At 42.5% G+C, this 20,969-nt stretch carries 23 protein-coding genes; 15 read left to right on the top strand and 8 right to left on the bottom strand.

Annotated elements, in window-relative coordinates; translation table 11 throughout:
• Positions 1-103 precede the first annotated feature (103 nt).
• The 14 genes from PY04_RS00235 (at position 104) to PY04_RS00170 (ending at position 13,451) form a co-directional block, all read left to right on the top strand.
• Positions 104-853, top strand: coding sequence for a glycerophosphodiester phosphodiesterase family protein (locus tag PY04_RS00235; protein WP_014733176.1), 750 nt, complete (start codon positions 104-106; stop codon positions 851-853).
• A 15-nt stretch (positions 854-868) separates the two neighbouring features.
• Positions 869-2,338: a glycerol kinase GlpK gene (gene glpK, locus PY04_RS00230; RefSeq protein ID WP_014733175.1), complete on the top strand. Its 1,470-nt coding sequence runs from the start codon at positions 869-871 to the stop codon at positions 2,336-2,338.
• A 13-nt stretch (positions 2,339-2,351) separates the two neighbouring features.
• Entirely contained in the window at positions 2,352-3,839 is a 1,488-nt protein-coding gene (locus PY04_RS00225) for an NAD(P)/FAD-dependent oxidoreductase (protein ID WP_014733174.1), read from the top strand.
• A 2-nt stretch (positions 3,840-3,841) separates the two neighbouring features.
• Positions 3,842-5,074 (top strand): NAD(P)/FAD-dependent oxidoreductase, encoded by a 1,233-nt coding sequence (locus PY04_RS00220; protein ID WP_014733173.1) that lies wholly within the window; start codon positions 3,842-3,844, stop codon positions 5,072-5,074.
• Complete coding sequence (locus tag PY04_RS00215) at positions 5,067-5,417, top strand: DUF1667 domain-containing protein (protein WP_014733172.1); 351 nt, start codon at positions 5,067-5,069, stop codon at positions 5,415-5,417. Before PY04_RS00220 ends, PY04_RS00215 begins: the two co-directional genes overlap by 8 nt.
• A gap of 58 nt (positions 5,418-5,475) precedes the next feature.
• Positions 5,476-5,727: a 50S ribosomal protein L37Ae gene (gene rpl37A, locus PY04_RS00210; RefSeq protein ID WP_014733171.1), complete on the top strand. Its 252-nt coding sequence runs from the start codon at positions 5,476-5,478 to the stop codon at positions 5,725-5,727.
• A gap of 6 nt (positions 5,728-5,733) precedes the next feature.
• Positions 5,734-5,883, top strand: coding sequence for a DNA-directed RNA polymerase subunit P (locus PY04_RS00205; protein WP_014733170.1), 150 nt, complete (start codon positions 5,734-5,736; stop codon positions 5,881-5,883).
• Positions 5,884-5,927: 44 nt separating this feature from the next.
• On the top strand, positions 5,928-6,602 hold the full coding sequence (locus tag PY04_RS00200) for a ribosomal biogenesis protein (protein ID WP_014733169.1): 675 nt from the start codon (positions 5,928-5,930) through the stop codon (positions 6,600-6,602).
• Positions 6,583-6,816 carry a KEOPS complex subunit Pcc1 gene (gene pcc1 / locus PY04_RS00195; RefSeq protein ID WP_014733168.1) on the top strand — a complete coding sequence of 78 codons (234 nt, stop codon included), beginning with the start codon at positions 6,583-6,585 and terminating at the stop codon, positions 6,814-6,816. Before PY04_RS00200 ends, pcc1 begins: the two co-directional genes overlap by 20 nt.
• A 160-nt stretch (positions 6,817-6,976) precedes the next feature.
• Positions 6,977-9,175 (top strand): elongation factor EF-2, encoded by a 2,199-nt coding sequence (locus tag PY04_RS00190; RefSeq protein ID WP_048055836.1) that lies wholly within the window; start codon positions 6,977-6,979, stop codon positions 9,173-9,175.
• A 53-nt stretch (positions 9,176-9,228) separates the two neighbouring features.
• Positions 9,229-10,032, top strand: a complete 804-nt coding sequence (locus PY04_RS00185; protein WP_014733166.1) for a DUF63 family protein — start codon at positions 9,229-9,231, stop codon at positions 10,030-10,032.
• Between the two features lie 2 nt (positions 10,033-10,034).
• Positions 10,035-10,799: a bifunctional fructose-bisphosphatase/inositol-phosphate phosphatase gene (locus PY04_RS00180; protein ID WP_014733165.1), complete on the top strand. Its 765-nt coding sequence runs from the start codon at positions 10,035-10,037 to the stop codon at positions 10,797-10,799.
• Positions 10,800-10,869: 70 nt separating this feature from the next.
• Positions 10,870-13,146: a DEAD/DEAH box helicase gene (locus tag PY04_RS00175; RefSeq protein WP_014733164.1), complete on the top strand. Its 2,277-nt coding sequence runs from the start codon at positions 10,870-10,872 to the stop codon at positions 13,144-13,146.
• A gap of 134 nt (positions 13,147-13,280) precedes the next feature.
• Entirely contained in the window at positions 13,281-13,451 is a 171-nt protein-coding gene (locus PY04_RS00170; protein ID WP_014733163.1) for a preprotein translocase subunit Sec61beta, read from the top strand.
• Here the strand turns inward: PY04_RS00170 and PY04_RS00165 are convergent.
• From PY04_RS00165 to PY04_RS00140, 6 genes are all read right to left on the bottom strand, one after another.
• Positions 13,448-14,101, bottom strand: a complete 654-nt coding sequence (locus PY04_RS00165) for a hypothetical protein (RefSeq protein ID WP_048055835.1) — start codon at positions 14,099-14,101, stop codon at positions 13,448-13,450. The two genes, PY04_RS00170 and PY04_RS00165, sit on opposite strands and share 4 nt — an antisense overlap.
• 46 nt (positions 14,102-14,147) lie before the next feature.
• On the bottom strand, positions 14,148-14,960 hold the full coding sequence (locus PY04_RS00160; RefSeq protein ID WP_014733161.1) for an OB-fold nucleic acid binding domain-containing protein: 813 nt from the start codon (positions 14,958-14,960) through the stop codon (positions 14,148-14,150).
• Positions 14,957-15,322, bottom strand: coding sequence for a hypothetical protein (locus tag PY04_RS00155; RefSeq protein WP_014733160.1), 366 nt, complete (start codon positions 15,320-15,322; stop codon positions 14,957-14,959). The genes PY04_RS00160 and PY04_RS00155 overlap by 4 nt, the downstream gene beginning before the upstream one ends.
• 1 nt (position 15,323) lies before the next feature.
• Positions 15,324-16,385, bottom strand: a complete 1,062-nt coding sequence (locus PY04_RS00150; protein WP_048055834.1) for an OB-fold nucleic acid binding domain-containing protein — start codon at positions 16,383-16,385, stop codon at positions 15,324-15,326.
• 164 nt (positions 16,386-16,549) lie between these two features.
• On the bottom strand, positions 16,550-17,140 hold the full coding sequence (gene scpB / locus PY04_RS00145; protein ID WP_014733158.1) for an SMC-Scp complex subunit ScpB: 591 nt from the start codon (positions 17,138-17,140) through the stop codon (positions 16,550-16,552).
• Between the two features lie 42 nt (positions 17,141-17,182).
• A complete protein-coding gene (locus tag PY04_RS00140; RefSeq protein ID WP_014733157.1) occupies positions 17,183-18,784 on the bottom strand; it encodes a Na+/H+ antiporter NhaC family protein in 1,602 nt (533 codons plus the stop codon).
• Positions 18,785-19,021: 237 nt separating this feature from the next.
• Between PY04_RS00140 and PY04_RS00135 the strand changes: the two genes are divergently transcribed.
• The gene (locus PY04_RS00135) at positions 19,022-20,008 is read left to right on the top strand and encodes an archaeosine biosynthesis radical SAM protein RaSEA (RefSeq protein WP_014733156.1); all 987 of its coding nucleotides are present in this window, start codon (positions 19,022-19,024) and stop codon (positions 20,006-20,008) included.
• Here the strand turns inward: PY04_RS00135 and PY04_RS00130 are convergent.
• Complete coding sequence (locus PY04_RS00130; protein ID WP_014733155.1) at positions 19,980-20,594, bottom strand: hypothetical protein; 615 nt, start codon at positions 20,592-20,594, stop codon at positions 19,980-19,982. The genes PY04_RS00135 and PY04_RS00130 overlap by 29 nt on opposite strands.
• 130 nt (positions 20,595-20,724) lie before the next feature.
• Positions 20,725-20,907, bottom strand: a complete 183-nt coding sequence (locus tag PY04_RS09600) for an ATP-binding protein (RefSeq protein WP_048055833.1) — start codon at positions 20,905-20,907, stop codon at positions 20,725-20,727.
• Positions 20,908-20,969: the final 62 nt, after the last annotated feature.

Below are 20,969 nucleotides of genomic sequence, written 5' to 3'. Positions count from 1 at the left end.
AAAAATTATCTGAAAAATACTTGAAACATCGACAACCAGGAGTATGCAACAAGGACAAAGTGTTTAACTTTGATATTAAGTGGTTATATTGGAGGAGGCAAGAATGTGGGAAAGGGAAGGTGTTATAGTCCTAGGTCATAGAGGGTGGGTGGGGAAGTACCCAGAAAACACGCTTTTAGCCTTTAAAAAAGCAATAGAAAGTGGGGCAGATGGCGTTGAGTTTGATGTTTGGCTGACAAAGGACGGAAACGTAATAATAATGCACGATGAGACAATAGACAGAACGACTAATCTTAAAGGCAGACAAAAGGAAATGAGTCTTGAAGAACTTAAGAGGGCTAGTCTTGGAATGGGACAAAAAATACCAACTCTTGAAGAGGCTCTAGAGGTTTTACCTAAGGATGCCCTGATAAATATAGAGATAAAAGATGTGGATGCAACTGAGAGAGTTGCGGAGGTTATAGCAAGCGATAACTACAGGAGGTTTATGGTGTCTTCATTTGAAGTTGAGGCACTCAGAAGGTTTAGAGAGCTCGATGACAAGACTATAGTTGGTCTTTTGATCGATAATGAAGAGATAGTTCCTAAAATTCCTCAACTAAAAGAAGAGTTAAACTTATGGTCTGTAAATGTTCCAATGGAGGCAATTCCAATAATAGGGTTTGAAAAAACTGTTAGTGCAATTAAATGGGCTCGTTCACTTGGCCTAAAAGTTGTTTTATGGACCGAAGACGATAATCTTTTCTATCAAAACGATAACCTAGCTAAGATGAGTGGGCTTTTTGAGGTTGTCATAGCGAATGACGTTGAGAAAATGATAGGATACCTCAAGGAGTTAGGACTGAGGCAATAGCCTTGAGGTGGTTTTATGGGGGTTGTTTTGGCACTTGACGAGGGGACGACATCTGCAAGGGCTATAGTATTTGATAGGGAAGGAAATGTTCGAGGAATTGGCCAATTTGAATTCCCCCAGTACTATCCAAGGCCGGGATGGGTTGAACATAATCCAGAAGAAATATGGGAGGCTCAGATCAAGGCGATAAAGGTTGCAGTGGAGAACGCCAAAGTTTCTCCAGAGGAAGTTGTGGCAATTGGAATAACGAACCAAAGAGAAACTACTATAATTTGGGACAAAAATGGGAGGCCACTGTACAATGCTATAGTCTGGCAGTGCAGAAGAACTGCAGAGATGATTGAGGAAATAAAGAGGGAGTATGGCGAATTAATAAAAGAGAAAACTGGTCTAGTTCCAGATGCATATTTCTCTGCTAGCAAAATAAAATGGTTGCTTGACAATGTTCCTGGACTTAGAGAGAAGGCTAATAAGGGAGAGGTTTATTTTGGAACAGTTGATACGTTCTTAATCTACAGGCTTACAGGTGAACATGTTACCGATTATTCAAATGCATCAAGGACAATGCTCTTCAACATAAAAAGGCTCGAATGGGATGAGGAGCTTCTTGAAATATTTAAGATCCCTGAGAGCATACTTCCTGAGGTCAAGAATTCAAGTGAAATTTACGGTTATACCAAGATCCTTGGAAAGGAGGTTCCGGTAAGTGGTGATGCCGGTGACCAGCAGGCTGCCCTATTCGGACAAGCTGCCTTTGAAGAAGGCATGGTGAAAGCAACATATGGGACTGGTAATTTTATTCTTGTCAATACTGGAAAGAAGATATTGTATTCTGACAATCTGCTCACAACGATTGCTTGGGGGTTAAATGGAAAGGTAACCTATGCTTTAGAAGGGAGCGTATTCATAACTGGTGCCGCGGTTCAATGGCTTAGGGATGGAATAAAGATAATATCTTCAGCTTCAGAAACAGAAGAACTAGCCCAGAAGCTTGAGAGTAATGAAGGAGTTTACTTTGTTCCAGCTTTTGTTGGTCTTGGAGCACCTTACTGGGATCAATTTGCAAGAGGGCTAATAATTGGGATCACGAGGGGAACCGGAAGAGAACATCTTGCTAGGGCAACACTTGAGGCGATAGCATATCTAACAAGGGATGTTGTTGAGGAGATGGAGAAGCTCATTGAAATAAAAGAGCTTAGAGTTGACGGAGGGGCAACTGCAAACAACTTTCTCATGCAGTTCCAAGCTGATATTCTTGGAAAGCGAGTAATTAGGCCAGCGGTTAGAGAGACTACGGCTTTAGGTGCTGCATACCTTGCTGGTCTAGCGGTTGACTTTTGGAAAGATCTTGAAGAAATAACGGCACTCTGGAAGTCTGAGAGAATATTTGAGCCTAGAATGGATGAAGCCATGCGGAATAAGCTCTATAGGGGATGGAAAGAGGCAGTTAAGAGGGCTTTAGGTTGGGCTAAAGTTGTGGAATGAGTGGTGATTATAGATGGAGAAAGTTAAGGTCGCTATCGTTGGAGCTGGGATAACTGGAGCAAGTATAGCTAGGGTTTTGAGCAGATATGAGAACCTAGAGGTTCACCTGATAGATAAGAATCCCGACGTAGGTTGGGGAGTTAGTAAAGCGAATACCGCTATAATTCATGGTGGCTATGACGATGATCCCAAGAAGTATCCAATGAGGGCAAAATTATGTATAAAGGGGAATAGGCTGTGGCATGAGTGGGTTAAGGAGTTAGAAATTCCTCATATTTGGAATGGGGCGCTCATAGTGGCATTAAAGGAAGAAGACTTTGATGAACTTGAGGCTCTCCTTAAACGAGGGATTGAAAATGGAGTCCCGGAAATGAGAATTGTTGATAGGGAGGAGCTCTTTAAGCTTGAGCCTGGTCTTACGAAAGACGCATTAGGGGCTCTTTGGGTTCCAATAGTTGGGCAGATAGCCCCAATCCCAGCTGTAATTGCAATAACTGAAAATGCAGTTGCGAATGGGGTCAAAACTCACCTAGAGACTGAAGTTAGGGGAATAAAAGTTAGAAATGGAGAGATCGTTGGTCTCGAGACAAATTCTGGGTTCATAGAGGCGGATGTTGTGATAAATGCAGCCGGCCTATATGCAGATGACATATCTCGGATGGTTGGTATAGATTACTTCCAAATACACCCAAGAAAGGGAGAGTACTGGATATTTGATGAAGGGGTTCCTGGACCTCGGAGAGTTCTCTTTCCAACCCCTACCCCAATCAGTAAGGGAATCGTTGTTACAACGGAAATTTCCGGCCATCTTATGATAGGCCCAAATGCGCAGGATTTGCCCCCTGAAGAAAAGGAGAATCTTGCCACTACAAGAGAAGGCCTAGAAGAGGTTTGGGAAGGGGCTAAGAGGCTTTGGCCAAACTTGCCACCGAGAAATAAGGTCATAAGAACGTTTGCCGGACTCAGACCTGAACCAACTGGTGGAGATTTCATAATAAGGGCAGAAAAAGAGGTGTGGGGCTTTATTAATGTAGCAGGAATAAGATCCCCTGGCCTTACAAGTGCTCCGGCTATTGCCTATGAGGTTGTGGAGATTATAAAAAATGATCTTGGAATAAAGCTTGTTGAAAAAAGTAAGTGGAATCCATATAGGAAGGAGATAACACACTTCTTCGCCTTAACATACGATGAGATAAATAAGCTAGTGAGGAAGAATCCCGCCTATGGAAAAATTATCTGTAGATGTAACAGAGTTAGCGAAGGGGACATTCTTGAGGCAATCGAACGGATGAAGTTCATAGGTGTAAAAACTCCCAGTGTTGATTCTGTAAAGTTCAGAACAAAAGCTACTACAGGAACATGTCAGGGATCGTTCTGTAGGCCTAGAATAATCCAGATACTTGCCAGAGAATACGGAATTCCACCATGGAAAGTGACATTGAAGGGTAGAGGAAGTGAGATTGGGGTTGGTGATGTTAAATCCCTAATAAGGGGTGAGTGATAATGTACGATGTTGTTGTCATTGGTGGTGGCCCTGCAGGGATGGCAGCAGCGATAAGGGCAAGAGATTTGGGCCTTAGAGTTCTCCTACTTGATGATAACGATTACTTAGGTGGGATACTTCCTCAGTGTATCCACCCTGGCTTTGGAATTCACTATTTCAAAGAAGAGCTGACTGGTCCAGAATTTGCTTATAAATTAATGAGTAATTTAGAGGGGGTAGAAGTCAAGACTTCAGCGAGAGTTCTTGAGATAATAAACTACTCTGACATCGAAAAATTCGTTGTTTACACATCCCCGGAGGGAGTTAAGAAAGTACCAACAAGAACCATAATCTACGCAGCTGGGGCCAGAGAAAGGCATGCTTTCGAAATTGGAATAGTTGGAGATAGGGTTTCTGGGATATATACCGCTGGAGAAGCACAAACTTTGATGGACATCTATGGAATAATGCCCGGAAAGGAGATAGTTATAGTTGGATCTGGAGACGTTGGACTAATTATGGCAAGAAGATTTTCGTTAGAGGGGGCGAGGGTTAAGGCTGTAATTGAACTGATGCCATACCCTGGTGGTCTGGCTAGGAACATAATGATACTAAGAGATTTCAATATACCACTTTACCTCAGTCACAAGGTCGTGGAGGTAAGAGGAAGGGGAAGAGTTGAAAGGGTTAAGGTTGTGAAGGTTGATGAAAATCTAAGAGAAATCCCCGGGAGTGAGTTCTGGATAAAGGCAGATACCTTAGTAATTTCTGCCGGCTTAATCCCTAATGTGAGACTTCTTTCTGACATAGGTGTCGTCATTGATCCTTCAACTGGAGGACCTGTAGTTAATGATAGGCTTGAGACGTCTATTCCGGGGATCTTTGTTGCGGGGAATGCTCTATTGATAAATGATCTCGTTGACTACGTTGCTGAACAGGGAGAGTTGGCTGCTGAGGGAGCTAAAGAGTTCATAGACAATGGGGGTATATTGAGCAAGCATTGGATAAAGATTGAGAAAGGAGAGAACATTAGATTGGTGGCTCCTCATTATGTAAGTGGTGAGAGAGATGTCTGGCTGTACGCTAGAGTTAGAAGGCCAATGGAAAATGTAGTCTTAGAGTTCCCTGAAATAGGAAAGAGGATTAGACTTCCGGTTGTCAAGCCAGCGGAAATGTTGAGAATAAAACTGCGTGCCAAAGAAATCAGAGAAGCAGAAAATAAGATAACGATACGGGTGATAGAAAATGACTAAGGTTTATCGTTTTACGTGTATAGTCTGTCCTCTTAGCTGTACAATTGAGGTGGAAATGGAAGGAGGAAAGATTAAAGACATTAAAGGCTATACGTGCCCCAGGGGCAAGGAATGGGCAATTGAAGAGGTTATTAATCCAAAGAGGGTTGTTATGAGCGTTGTTCCGGTGGAAGGAGGAAAGCTTCCAACCGTTAGCGTAAAAACCGAACGTCCAATACCAAAGGATAAGATTCCAGAACTCATGAGTATGTTGGCAAAAATAAAAGTGAAGGCGCCGGTAAAAATTGGAGATGTAATTGCAGAGTTCGAGGGTGTGAAGATAATAGCCACAAGAGAAGCTTAAACTTTATAAAGCATATCCCCCCTAAACCCTTCAGCTCACGATAATTGGGGTGATGCTCATGAGCGGCACTAAAAAGGTAGGATCAGCTGGAAGATTTGGCCCTAGGTATGGTCTCAAGATTAGGAGAAGGGTTGCAGCAGTAGAGGCTAAGATGAGACAGAAGCACGTTTGTCCAGTGTGTGGAAGGAGGGCAGTTAAGAGGATAAGTACAGGAATATGGCAGTGCCAGAAGTGCGGTGCTGTATTTGCAGGTGGAGCATACCTTCCAGTTACCCCTGCTGGTAAGGTTGCCAAGAGAGTTGTAGAGTGATGGGTCATGGTTGAAGCCATATATAGATGTGCTAAGTGTGGAAGGGAGGTAAGGTTAGATCTTTCCACCACAAGGGATCTCCGTTGCCCTTACTGCGGAAGCAAGATTCTCTATAAACCTAGGCCAAGAGTTCCAAGAAGGGTTAAGGCAATTTAGCTAAGCTTTTTAACTCCTTCTCTTTAATCTTCGAAGGGATAGTCATGATGTTAATAACAACTTCCCACAGACCGACTAGGAGGACTAGAAGTTTTGGACACGATTTAGAAAGGGTGTTCCCTAATTCTCTCTACATAACTAGGGGGAAAAAGACAATCCAAGAGCTTCTCATGGAGGCCTATGATAGGGGTTACGAGAGGTTGCTTATACTTAACGTCTGGAAGGGTAACCCTCTGAAAATGACATTCATAAAGGTTGATCCTGAAGATTGGGGCTACCTTGGCTATCTCTACCTTCACGGCATAAAGCTTCAGAGAGAGATTGGATTTAAGGGTCTAAATCCCATTAGGGAGGACATGCCTCTTATTGTAACTACGGCAAAGAGAGTTGGATGGGATCACATAGCGTTTGCACAAGTTTTTGCTGAACTAACCACGGGTAAGTTCGTTCCTAGAGGGGATAAAAGTCTGATGTCAATAGCTGATAGGTATAACACTGATGTTTTGGCAGTAATAGAGAGACATCCGAGAGGAATGTCCATAAACTTTTACAGACTTGATGTCACGAAAGATAGGCCAGTTGGTCCCCTAATTAACGTTAAGATATGGATAATGGAGGACGGCAGAAGATGGGATTATAAGGAGGCTATTTTGGGTCTTAAAGTACGGAGGAGGGGCAGACGTGAAACCGAAGAGAGTAATGGGGAGAATAGTGATTGAGTTTCCTTCTAAGGAAGTTGCTGAGGTCGTTTACAAGGCTGTTTTATACGAGCACCTAAGTGTTCCTTATAGAAGGAGCGAAATTGAGTTCTTATTGGACGATAATAGGATAATTCTTGAAATAAAAGCAACTGATTCATCTGCAATGAGGGGAACTGTTAACTCTTACCTAAGATGGATTAAAGTTGCTATGGATGCAGTTGAGGTTGAGTGATCTCATTTTAGATGATTTGCTTATAAGGCAGAGCTCTTCTTCTGATTTTTCAAAGAACTCTGTTTATATCGTTAAGATTCCAAAGGTTTTTGTGGCTGGGAAAAGCTTTATAACCCTACCTTTTAAGTAAACCCGAGCAAGCTCATCAAGGGTGGTGGAAATGGGTAGGAGAGAGGAAATGATTGCAAAGATTAAGGAACTCATGCTCCAGCCTGAAAGAATAAGAAATATAGGAATAGCTGCTCACATTGACCACGGTAAAACAACACTGAGTGATAATCTGCTGGCTGGGGCTGGAATGATCAGCGAAGAGCTGGCTGGAAAGCAGCTTGTCTTGGATTTCGACGAACAAGAGCAGGCAAGAGGTATCACAATTAACGCAGCAAACGTTTCTATGGTTCACAACTACGAAGGTAAGGATTACCTGATTAACCTCATTGACACTCCTGGACACGTTGATTTTGGTGGTGACGTTACGAGGGCTATGAGAGCAATTGACGGTGTTATCATTGTGGTTGATGCTGTAGAGGGAGTAATGCCACAGACAGAGACCGTTGTAAGGCAGGCTCTTAGGGAATACGTTAAGCCGGTATTGTTCATTAACAAGGTTGATAGATTAATCAGAGAGCTCAAGCTCACACCCCAGCAGATGATGGAAAGGTTCTCCAAGATAATCATGGATGTTAACAGGTTAATTCAGAGGTACGCCCCAGAAGAGTACAAGAAGAAGTGGATGGTGAGGGTTGAAGACGGTAGCGTTGCGTTTGGTTCAGCCTACTACAACTGGGCTCTAAGCGTTCCATTCATGCAGAGGACGGGAGTTAAGTTCAATGAGATAATCGACCTGACCCTGAAGGGAGACAACAAGACCCTAAGACAGAAGGCTCCGCTCCACGTGGTTGTTCTTGATATGGTAGTTAGGCACCTTCCAAACCCAATTGAGGCCCAGAAATACAGAATTCCACACCTCTGGCAGGGAGACATAAACAGCGACATTGGACAGGCAATGCTCAACTGTGATCCAAAGGGTAAAATGGTAATGGTTGTCACCAAGATAATCATTGACAAGCACGCTGGAGAAGTTGCAACTGGAAGAGTTTGGAGCGGTACTGTAAAGAGCGGTATGGAAGTGTACCTCATCAACACCAAGAGGAAGGCTAGAATCCAGCAGGTCGGTATTTACATGGGTCCAGAGAGAATCAACATGGATGCAGTTCCAGCTGGAAATATAGTTGCTGTCACTGGTCTCAGGGATGCAATGGCTGGTGAAACTGTTGCACAGGAGCCAATTGAGCCATTCGAAGCTCTCCACTACGTCAGCGAGCCAGTAGTTACAGTTGCCATTGAGGCAAAGAATGTTAAAGACCTTCCAAGGCTTATTGAGGCTCTCAGACAGTTGGCTAAGGAAGATCCAACACTTCACGTTAAGATAGATGAAGAGACTGGCCAGCACCTCTTGAGCGGTATGGGAGAGCTCCACCTAGAAGTTAAGCTTCACAAGCTGAAGAGAGACTGGGGAATTGACATAGAGGTATCGGAGCCAATAGTTGTCTATAGAGAGAGCATAACCAAGCCAAGTCCAATGGTTGAAGGTAAGTCACCAAACAGGCACAACAGGTTCTACATTGTAGTTGAGCCAATGCCAGATGAGATCTACAATGCAATCAAAGAGGGAATAATTCCGGAGGGTAGGGTTAGGAATCCAAAGGAAGTTGCAAAGAAGCTTGCAGAACTTGGAATGGATTATGACATCGCTAGAGGTATAGTGGACGTTTACAACGGTAACATGTTCCTTGACAACACCAAGGGTATCCAGTACCTCAACGAGGTTATGGATTTGCTAATCGATGGATTCCACCAAGCAATGGATGAGGGACCACTTGCAAGGGAACCAGTAATGAAGGTTATAGTTAGACTCCTAGATGCTCAGGTTCACGAGGACAACGTCCACAGAGGTCCAGCCCAAATTTATCCAGCAATTAGAACTGCAATTCACTGTGCAATGATGAAGGCAGGCCCAGTTCTCTATGAACCCTACCAGAAGGTTATCATCAACATACCTTACGAATACATGGGTGCCGTTAGCAGAGAGATAAGCCAGAGGAGAGGACAGCTTGTTGACATGAAGCAAGAAGGAGAGGTCATGACAATAATTGCTGAGGCCCCAGTAGCTGAGATGTTCGGATTCGCAGGTGCCATAAGAAGTGCAACAAGCGGTAGAGCACTATGGAGCACCGAACATGCAGGATTCAAGAGAGTTCCAAATGAGCTTGCAATGCAGATAATCAGGCAGATTAGACAGAGGAAAGGTCTCAACCCAGAACCACCGACTGAGAAGGATATTTGTCCAATGTTCTGATCTCCTACAATATATTTTTATTTTCTATCCCCCTTCTCTAGTTTGGTGATTGAATGCTGAAGGAGTTCTTTGAGAAGTACTTCATCAACCCGATAAAATATAACACGGGATACAACCCTGTAAATACGCTTGTGTATGCGATAATTCTCGGCGTGGCAACTTTAGTAGTTTATAAGGTTCTGAAGAAATTAAAAATAGAGATTGACAATGCGTTTTTTAGAGCTTTAATCCCTTACATGGTTTTTGGGGCTTTTACCAGGGCACTAACTGACGCTGGCGTATTTCCGAGAACATATATAACGGTTTCGCCAGGGATATACTTTTTAGTGTTTTCAATAGCATTTCCAGCCTTGATAATCTGTAAAAAATTCTTCAAAGACTGGCGTGGTGTCTTTCTCTGGTTTGGCTGGGGTCTTGTTATGGTAGATTTCGCCGCCATGGGAGCTAATCTTAATAAGATACACTTTAACTTGGAGGTACTAAAGTATTTCATCCCATTTGTAGCCTTGGCCGAAGCTACCGTTTTTCTTATGACAAAAAAATTAGCAATAGTCCGTGAGAATTCTTACCTATTCTATGTTCACTTCTACGATGCCACGACAACTTTTGTTGGCGTTGATTTCATGGGGTACTGGGAACAGCACGTTTTACCGAGGTTGTTGATTGGATTGACGGGAACTGCTGGTGTAATGTACCTATTAAAATTCATAGTCCTATACGCAGCCCTTTGGATAATGAAAAAGCTTGAGGAGGAGGGAGAGGAAAAAGAACTTTTAAATTTCATAAAGATGGTAATATTCATATTAGGCTTTGCTCCGGGAACTAGAAACCTTCTCAGAATGCTTATGGGGGCATGAACATGAGTGTGAAATGGTGGAGAAGGGTAGCTTTAGATATTGTCCACGAAGTTGAGAGTAATGTGATGCCACTATTTGGAGATCCAAGGGCTTCAAAAACCATAGCAATAAGCCCGAGTGGAGATGAGACTAAATTAATTGATAAAATTGCAGAAGATTCAATATTAGCGAAGCTCAGAAAGTTGGGGATAAATATAGTAAGCGAAGAAATTGGATCAATAAACCAAGGAAGCAAATATACTGCCCTGGTTGATCCTTTAGATGGTTCTTATAACTTCATATCCGGAATACCCTTTTTTGCAATTAGTGTTGCGATATTTGAAGAAAACCAGCCTATTTATGCCTTTATATATGAACCCATAACAGACAGATTGTTCGAGGGTATACCGGGAAAAGGTGCTTACCTAAATGGGGAAAAAATTAGGGTTAGAGAACCTATAGAAAAGCCAGCAATAAGCTTCTACACCCGAGGAGAAGGAATTGAGATACTTAATCACGTTAAGAGAACCAGAACTTTAGGTGCAATAGCACTTGAGCTGGCTTACCTAGCCATGGGTGCTCTCGATGGTGTTGTTGACATTAGGAGATACGTAAGGCCAACGGATATAGCAGCTGGGGTGATAATAGCTAGGGAAGCTGGAGCTTTAGTTAAAGACTCAAATGGAAATGATATCGTGGTTTCGTTTAGTGCAACTGAAAAGCTTGATATAATAGCCGTCAATAGCCAAGAACTCCTTCAGACGATATTATCCTCAATAAAAAGATAATATCCTCCACTTTTCCCATTCCAAACAGGCTTAAATGTAATTGTGTTAATTTTAGGAGGGCAAGACTAGGATGTATCTACGAAGGGATCTGCTACAGCCAAGGGTGTATCAGGAGGTAATATATGCAAAGTGTAAGGACAGGAACTGCTTAATAGTACTGCCAACGGGGTTAGGAAAAACTATAATTGCAATGATGATAGCTGATTACAGGCTTAGAAAGTACGGAGGAAAAGTTCTCATGCTCGCCCCCACGAAGCCATTAGTTCTACAACATGCAGAAACTTTCAGAAAGTTCTTTGCACTTCCATCCGATAAGATAGTTGCTTTGACTGGAGAGACAAGCCCAAATGAAAGGGCAAAGGCATGGGCCAAGGCTAAAGTAATTATTGCTACTCCTCAAACAATAGAAAATGACATTCTCGTTGGAAGAATAAGCCTTGAGGACGTTGTCCTCCTAATATTTGATGAGGCCCACAGAGCGGTTGGTAACTATGCCTATGTTTATATAGCTAAAGAGTATAGAACTCAGGCTAAGAATCCCCTAGTTATTGGTTTAACGGCTTCACCTGGTAGCACCCCTGAGAAGATAATGGAGGTTCTGGACAACTTAGGGATAGAGCACATAGAATATAGATCTGAAAATTCTCCTGACGTCAAACCTTACGTTCAAGGGATAAAATTTGAGTGGATTAAAGTTGAATTGCCCGAGCTATATAAGGAGGTTAGGAAGCTTCTGAGGGAGATGCTTAAAGACGCTCTAAGACCTCTTGCTGAAGCCGGCCTCATAGATTCCGCATCCCCCGATATCCCAAAAAAAGAAGTCCTGAAGGCTGGCCAGATAATAAACGAGGAGATGGCCAAGGGAAACCATGATCTAAGAAAGTTACTTCTCTTCCATGCAATGGCGCTTAAGTTACATCATGCCATAGAGCTTCTGGAGACCCAGGGACTTTCGGCTCTTAGGGTCTATTTAAAGAAACTTTATGAAGAGGCTAAATCTGGATCGACAAAGGCGAGTAAGGAACTATTCGCTGACAAGAGAATGAAAAAAGCTATTTCTCTCCTTGTTCAGGCGAGAGAAATAGGTTTGGATCATCCAAAGCTTGACAAGCTGAAAGATTTAATAAAGGATCAGCTAAAAAAGAAGCCATCTTCGAAGATAATCGTGTTTACTAACTATAGGGAGACGTCGAAAAAGATAGTTGAGGAGCTCTCCAGGGAAGGAATAAAATCTAAGAGATTTGTTGGCCAGGCTACTAAGGAGAACGATAAAGGAATGAGTCAGAGGGAACAGAAGCTGGTTTTGGATGAATTTTCTAGGGGTGAATTCAACGTTTTGGTGGCAACTAGCGTTGGTGAAGAGGGTTTGGATGTCCCTGAGGTGGATCTAGTGGTATTTTACGAACCCGTGCCCTCTGCAATTAGGAGTATTCAAAGGAGAGGAAGAACTGGAAGGCATAGGCCAGGAAGGGTTGTAATATTAATGGCGAAGGGCACTAGGGATGAGGCCTATTACTGGAGTTCAAGACAGAAGGAGAAGGTTATGCAAGAAACAATAAGGAAAGTAAGCCAGATGGTCAAAAAGCAAAGGCAAACTTCATTGGAGAGCTTTGTTAAAAAGCAGGAAGAAAAGAGGACATTGGAAGCTTGGCTTGAGAAGAGAAGCGAGGAGAAGAGTATAACAGAAAAGATAGAAAAGAGGGGAGTTAGGATAGTGGTGGATACGAGGGAGTTAAGGAGTGAAGTTGTGAAGAGGTTGAAAATGCTTGGTGTGTCTTTAGAATTCAAGACTCTCGACGTGGGGGATTATATAGTTAGTGAGGATGTCGCGATAGAAAGAAAATCTGCAAATGACTTCATTCAATCTATAATCGATGGGAGGTTATTTGATCAGGTAAAGAGACTTAAAGATGCGTATTCTCGGCCAATAATCATAATAGAGGGGCAATTATACGGAATTAGGAACGTTCATCCAAATGCAATAAGGGGTGCGATAGCCGCCGTTACCGTTGATTTTGGGGTCCCCGTAATATTCTCCTCAACACCTGAAGAGACAGCCCAGTATATTTATTTGATTGCCAAGAGAGAGCAGGAGGAGAAAGAGAAAGATGTAAGGATAAGAAGCGAGAAAAAAGCATTAACTCTAGCTGAAAGGCAGAGGTTAATAGTTGAGGGTCTTCCGCATGTCTCTGCAACCTTAGCTAAGAGATTATTGAGGCATTTTGGTAGCGTTGAGAGGGTATTCACCGCTAGTGTTCCGGAACTTATGAAAGTTGAGGGAATTGGTGAAAAAATAGCCAAAGAAATTAGAAAAGTTATAACAGCCCCTTACATTGAGGATGAATAACTGTGCCCCCGGGGAGCGAAGCGGGATCACAGCTCGCCGCCTCGCTCCCCCGCCGCGGTTTCCCGGGGGCATTGTTAAATTAGGGGGAATTTTTATAAATAAGTTTTGTATCAATGTAGCAAGGTGAGAGTGAAATGGCAAAGGAGAAGACAACACTACCTCCTACAGGAGCCGGTTTGATGAGATTCTTTGACGAAGACACAAGGGCAGTAAAAATAAGTCCAAAGGGAGCAATAGCATTAGTTTTGATATTCATAATGGTTGAAATACTGCTCCATGTTGTCGGGCCAAAGATATTTGGTTAAATAGGTGTTCTTTTTAGTCCTCTGGCATTTAGTTCGTCATTAACCACCTTCCTCATAATGTCTTCTATGTATCCTGAAATCAGATTCTCTATATTTGCTTTAATTGAGTCAATGTCATGCCTTATGCCTTCTAATAGTTTAATATACTCCCTTGCCATCTCAAGTTGACCTTCTTGTTTGAGAAGTTGTTCTTTCAGATGATCGAAGTCATCTTCTAGAACTTCAAGTCTTCTTAATTTTCTCTTAAGCTCTTCTAGTTCTCTTTCGAGTTTTTCTTTTTCCTCCCTTAGCTTCTTTATCTCTTCTTCTTTTTTCTCTAGCTCCCTAACAAGATTGTTATACTCCTCTGATATTTGGGCTAGTCTCTCTATCTCCCTTAGTGGGGGAACTTTTCCATCTCCAAGAACTATAACGTCAGGCCCTACATTTACAATATCCGAGGGCTTTACTTTTACTTTCTTTTCGGATGAAAACATACCTGAGTGGAATTCTCCTCTTGAGACGTTTTCTATTGCCTTCATTTTGAAAATAAATACATACTGATCCCCAGAGACTTCAACATTAATGTCGGTAACGTATCCTAGGATCCTTCCTTCGGGCAGTGAAACTACAAACTTATTAACAAGTTGCATCCCCGAGCTCTCCTCCATTAATGCCCACCTTCTAGGATTCCTTCCTTCAAATACTTAACATTTTCTAGAGCAACTTATAGTACCCAGTTTCTGGCTCATAGATTTCTCCATCGATTAGTAGCTCTGCTAAGGCATCTTCAATTGTCTCTTCGTCATATTTGTCCCCTAGCTTCTTTATTATGTATTTCCTCGAAACAGCAACTTTCTTTTGCTTCAATATCTCCAGAATATCTTTCTTTGCCTTTTCTAAGAGTTCGTTCTCTTCTTTTTCAGTCTCTTCTCCAATTTCCTCTTCTAAGAGTTCTTCAACAGGCTCTTCAACGGCCCTCTGCTCCATCATTATCCCGTAGAGCTCATCGATTGTTTCGAGGAGTTCCTCATCTATTCCCTTATTTTTGGCTATGACCTTGGATTTTGCTGTAATTCCGTACTGGTTGTATATCTCTAGTGCTATCCTGGCCTTCCTTATGTGCTCTATCTTCTCCTTTAAGGCCTCATAGCGGTGCAGTATCCACATATTGGGATGAACTCTTGCAACACCCTCGACAAGTATTTGCTTGTCATCTCTCCATTCAGCTATCTTTCCTATAACTTGAACTAAGTCTCCTTTTTTAACTAGCTTTGCGAACTTTGTGTCGTCTCTAAATCCAAGAACCCATATAACACCCGTTCCATCATCTATCTGGAACTTTCCGTAAGTTTCATCCTCAGCTATTAGGGGTTCCCTAACTACTGTTCCAACTATCTTTGCCCTGTATATCTTCCTCCCGTACCTCGTTATCAGGTAATTGGGCTCAAAATCTCCCTCACTTTTGACGAAGTACCCCTCGAGGATATCTTTAATATAAACTCTAGTCGCGGGCATCCTCTTCTTCATTCTGACCACCACATCATAACTTCTCTATCAAGCTGGGGTAGTATCTTTCTTTCAAGCTCCATAATTTCCTCAAGGGCCTCCAAATCTGCGTCGCTGAAGTCCTGAATAACCTCAGCGTATATGTGCATTCCTTCTTCATTCCTTATGATTCTCCCTATTACCCTAACAACCTGACCGACTCTTGGCAGGTCGCTTTCCGCCTCTACCATCGCTACTCCAGTCTTGTCATCCACCCAGAACATGTACTCCATCTTGTCGACCTTGATTACCTTACCTATTATTGATATCCTCGTGTCATCTTCCCTAATCTCACTTATTTTTCTCTCAATAGCTGGTTTTCTTCTTCGAATTTGCTGTTCCATTTCACATCACCCCCATTTCCTCAAGTTCTCTCTTTATTCTCTCAATCTCTTCCCTGTAATTGACTTCCTCCCAGGAAGATGCCCTCAGTATTAGCCCTAAGAACCTGTCCTCTATGACGTTTCCTCTCACAACTATCTCTTTCCCAACTATCTTGTAAAAGTCCTCTTCTGCAAGTTTCCTGGCAGCTTCTTTCATGCTCATTCCCATGCTTTCCATTTCTCGTATCTTTTCCGAGATCTCGTTCGGGCTAACACCGAGCAGTTCCTCGGCGTCGTCTCCAAATAACGTGACCCTTATGTAGCCAGTTCCGTCATCGAGGCCAAAATCTAGTATTGTAATTTTGATCGGTTCGACTTCACCATGCTCTGGGCAAATCCACACACCCATTCCTGGGTCGTAGTCAACTTTCTTCTTACACTCTGGACAAGCATCGTAAACGAGGACTCTGTAAACTTTTGCTATTGTACCCCTAACTTCAACAAACCTGTCACCAGCTTCAATGTCCTTTATCTTCTTTCTAGTGTATGTTGTTATTCTGACTTCTTCTATTGGGGGGATATCCTCAACCCTTGGATCCTCTGGGTTGAGAACGATCCTCGCCCTAAAGTTCACATGCAACTCTGGTAGTCCAGAAAGACTTTCCCTAACCTGAGCGTCGAGAACCTTCACAACGTCCCCAACTTCTATTTTGTCATAGTACTCTAGAACTTTTGAGTCCCAAAGCACAACCCTCGCTCTTCCTGTGTCATCATAGATTATCAAGCTGGCCACCCTGCCGAGTGAGCCGTCTTTCTTTGTATACTCCCTGGGCGGATATTTCTTGAGAACTCTCCCTACGATGTTAACATCTGTCATTCCGGGCCTTAAATCGGAGATCTTCATGGCGCTGGTTTCCTCTGTTGTTATAACTCCAAGTTCTTCTGCAAGCAATAGAGCTGCTGCATGTTCTGAGATATCATGTATCCTCATGAGTTCTCGGATTCTATCTTCAATTTCTTCTATACTCATCCCTGTTTCTCTTCTAATTTTCTCGACTATCTCTTCCTTCGTGATCATCGCCACACCACTCACCTAAGTAGTAATCTTGTGGTTTTGGTATTTAAACCTTTTGGAAGAAAAGCCTTTGGTGGCTGTATTTGGCTTTCTCTCTGATTTCTACTAAGATTTCCAAGAAACACCTTTTCTCTTTTTGGTAGAAAAATGTTAAGGGGTTAAAAGGACTTATTTTAACTCTCTTCTCCTTCTTCCTCTCTCTTACCCTTTTTTTCTCCCTTTTCTATTTTCTCCATAAGGTCTGAGTATTCCGCATGTATAACTTTCTTGAAGGCCTCTTTTATTATATTTGGATCGTTCTCTGGAAAGCCGTAAAGCTCTGCAAACTTCTGGGTTGTTCCTAGAAGCTTAGTTCTTTCATAGGGCTCAGCATAAATTAGGCCCATTTCTATGAGCCTCTTTATATGCTCATACGCCTGGCTTCCTCTGAGTTTTATTATCTTGCTCTGCTCAACTGGTTGAAGATACGCTATCAGAGCAAGCGTCTTCAGCTCTCCAGGTCTTAGCTCGGGCTTTGGCATGAGATGAATGACCCTCTGTGAGTACTCCTGCTTTACCTGCATTACCCACTTATCTCCGGCGACTTTTACCACTTCTATTGCACTTTTTCTTTCTGCGTATTCACTTGCTATCAGTTCTATAAGCTTCTCTAGATAGTCCAGGGATTTTATCCCCAACGCTTTTGATAACTCTTTGACGCTAAGCGGTCTTCCCGCCACGAAAAGTGCTGCTTCGACTAGAGCTTTATCCTCTATCAATCCCATGAGTCACACCTAAGAGATAAATAGAAAAGGAAAATTAAAAGTTCACTCAGAAATTTCAGTTGGGTAAATTGGAACTCTTCCGTGGGGTATGCCGTACTTCTTCCCATACCATTCGCTGAGGAAGTACCATGCTAAGACTAAGAGAACTAGGCCTATTGGGAGAAGCACCACTGGACTTCTTATTCCGACTGCGAAGAGGATGTATAGAACTATACCAACACTTGCCGCCGTTACGGCGTATGGTATCTGGGTTGTGACGTGGTCTATGTGGTCAGAACCTGAGAACATCGAACTCATTATCGTTGTATCGCTAATTGGAGAGCAGTGGTCTCCGAAGATACCTCCAGCGAAGACAGCGCCTATGCTGGCGAAGAGAACGTGTGGGTCGTGAGGAGCGAGTTTATAGGCAAGTGGTATTGCTATCGGCATTAAAATTCCGAAGGTTCCCCAGCTTGTTCCCGTCGTGAATGAGATGAACATTGCTGTTAGGAATATTATTATTGGAATAACCCCCGCTGGGACCTTTGCACTCTCCGCAAGCCTTACAACATAGTCGGCAGTTCCAACTGCCTCGGTTGCACTCTTAATGCTCCATGCTAGAACTAAAATAACAGTTGCCATCATCATCTGCTTCATTCCCTGAATTATTGCATTCTCGGCTTCTTCTACTGTCATTGTCTTTGTGAAGAGTACTAGTGCCAGGGCAACTATCACCATTGCAAATGAACCCCAGAGCAGAGATGTAGCTGAATCTGCATTACCCAAAATGTCCATCATGCCACATGTTCCTTCACATGCTGATTTACCAGTGTAGTAGAGACCATATAGGGTCACGAAAACTAGGGCGAGTATTGGCCATACGAAGAAGTGAATGCTACCTTTCTCGATTTTTGGAGTTCCAAGATCGCTCTCCGTTGCCATGAGTGGTTTTGCTCCATCTCTCACGACTTTTCCTGTAGTTCTTGCTCTCATCTCGGCCTTCAGCATTGCACCATAGTGCCTGTGTGTGTATGCTACTATGAACACGAGAATTATTGCGAATATTGAGTAGAACCTATAGGGAACACTGTGGAGCCAGGCATAGTACTCTCCCATCGTAATGTTGAGCTTTGAGAAGGCCTCCTTAATAAGACCGAGCTCGTATCCAATCCACGTTGATACTATAGCTATACCCGCTACTGGGGCTGCTGTTGAGTCGTCTATATAGGCGAGCATCTCTCTGGAAACCCTCATCTTGTCCGTTATAGGCCTCATCGTGTTACCCACTATAATCGTGTTCGTATAGTCATCAAAGAACACGAGCACTCCAAGAAGCCATCCTAGCAATGAAGCATCCCTACTTGTTTTTATTCTCTTTGTTATTGCGTTAGCAACTGCGTGAACTCCTCCTGACTTATAAATCAGCCCAACGCCAGCACCGATGAGGAAGTCGAATACGAGTATTGTTGCATTCCAACTGTCGGTAACGTTGTTTATAACCCATTCGAACGTTTTGATAGTTCCAGTTATTGGGTTCCATCCTGCTGCCATGACTCCTCCAGTCCAAACACCTGCAAATAGAGCAAAGACAACCCTTTTAGTCCATATTGCAAGTACTATAGCAACTAGAGGTGGCAACAGGGATAACACACCAAAATCACTCATCACCGTTCACCTCCTGAAAATTTTTCAGAGTGTAATCTATTGAATTCAACGTTTCATCGGGAGGTATAGGTAGGTTACTCAAAAAATGTAAAGGCATCGTTGCTTTTACTGTCCTGCTAAAAGTTCTTACTTGTCCGTCAATCATCAAAAAAGTTCTTTGTTGTTTTTTATTTAAAACGTTTGCTGGCCCTTTCCATGTTAATAATGCTTTTAAGTAATAGGGCTGATGACAAATCCATGTATTGGGTTAGTGAAGATAACGTTGCTGGAAAACCTGGGAAAGTGCTTTATGTTATTCTCCCAACAATCGGGTGTTATAGGTATAGAATTGGAAATCCTTGTTATATGTGCTCATATCCTGCCCAATCACCTAAGAAAACTTCTCAGGAGGAGATTCTATCTTATTTTCTCAAGGCACTAGAAAAGATAAAGGGGAAGGAGGGTAGATTTGGAATAAGAATATTCACATCTGGATCGTTCTTTGATTCTGCTGAAGTTAGAAGAGAAACTAGGAGAAGGATATTTGAAGAAATTGCGAAGCTTGATAATGTTTATGAGGTTGTCGTTGAGACCAGGAGTGAGATAATCAGAAAAGATTGGGTAAAGGAGCTTGTTGAAATAATCGAAGGAAAGTGGTTTGAAGTAGCCTTAGGACTTGAGACGGCAAATGACGACATAGCAGATGTATCCATAAATAAGGGCAACACTTTCTCTCAGTTTATTAGAGCTAGTGAGATTATCCACGAGGCAGGGGCAAGAGTCAAAACTTACCTACTCTTTAAGCCAATTTTCCTATCGGAGAGGGATGCAATAGAAGATGCCAAGTATAGCATTGAAAAGGCAGAACCTTACACAGACACCTTTTCGATAAACATCACCAACATTCAGAAGGGGACACTTTATGAAAAAATATGGGAGAGAGGGGAGTATAGGACACCCTGGCTGTGGAGCGTTGTTGAAATTCTTAAATGGGCTAAGAGGAAGTTTCCAGGGAAGAGATTTCTCTCAGATCCCGTCGGTGCGGGTTCGCCCAGAGGCCCTCACAACTGTGGAAATGATAAGCCCTTTGACCGAGCAATAAGAAAATTTTCCTTAACTCAGGACATTTCACACCTAGAGAGCCTGCCCACTGACTGTTACGAGAAGTGGAGGTACATTGTAGAGAATGCCCTTCTGGACTGGCAGCTTCTTATATCTAAAACTTCGCCTTACTCAGATTTTTGAAAAGGGGATCCTCCCCAAGCTCATCTTTTAATTTTTCAAAGTTCTTGTAGAGTCTAGGGAGTCTTGATTTGCCTCTCTCGAGCATTTTATTTCCTATATCTATAGCGAACTCGAGGTATTCATCATCAACAAGAATCTTACCATCTCTGCCGAGTGGAGTCGTTAAGTATTCTGTTCCGTTTATCTCCACGAGATATCGTGATGATATCGCCTTAAATGTCGTGTATTTAAACCCACTCGCTAGTCCTATTTCATGAACTGCTATCGCCTTTTCAAGATCTTCTGCAACAACATGAAAAATCGGTGGCTGGCTTTTAAGGAAGATTATCCCAGATTCTGCTCTTTTTAATGCTTCTTTCGCCTCTTCAAACTTTAATGGTCTGTGAACTTTAATTAGCCATCTGGAAAGCGGTTTTGCTCCTAAAGCTGGTTCCTCAAGAATCCCTATTCTTCCAGAGCAGGATGACGTTGTGTATATCCCCTTTATAGAATTAATGAGAAGTAGAAGATCTATTATGTCATTGTCAACTTCTCCTCTTTCTATTGCCTGGAACAAGCTTATTAGTGCCTCACGCTTAGCTTTCATACTATTTTCACCCTACCTTCTACAATTTTGTTGAGAGGTCTTATAAACAATGCCTCATTAAGGCTGTGCAGACTAGTACTGTAAACTTTTCCCAACTTTCCTAAAACTGCTTTATAGAGCTAAGGATACTTCATCTAAATTTTCTTACTTGAGTTCTTGCATCTGTATGAATAATGGGTATGTTTATTTCGTTGAGCAGGACTTTTACGAGCGTCGTTTTACCTACACGGTGAATGCCCGTAACTACTATAAGCGGCACCCCATCGTTTATTGCTGAGATAATTTTGTTGAATTCATATTCCCTGTCGAACATTTAATTCCTCGACTTCTTTATGCGACTGAACAACATTGTGAGGTTACCTACTCCCCGCCCCA

The sequence above is a fragment of the Pyrococcus sp. ST04 genome (genome assembly GCF_000263735.1).
Classification (GTDB): Archaea; Methanobacteriota_B; Thermococci; order Thermococcales; family Thermococcaceae; genus Pyrococcus.
The sequence above is the reverse complement of the archived record's forward strand: the minus strand, read 5'-3'. Positions and strand labels throughout refer to the sequence as shown.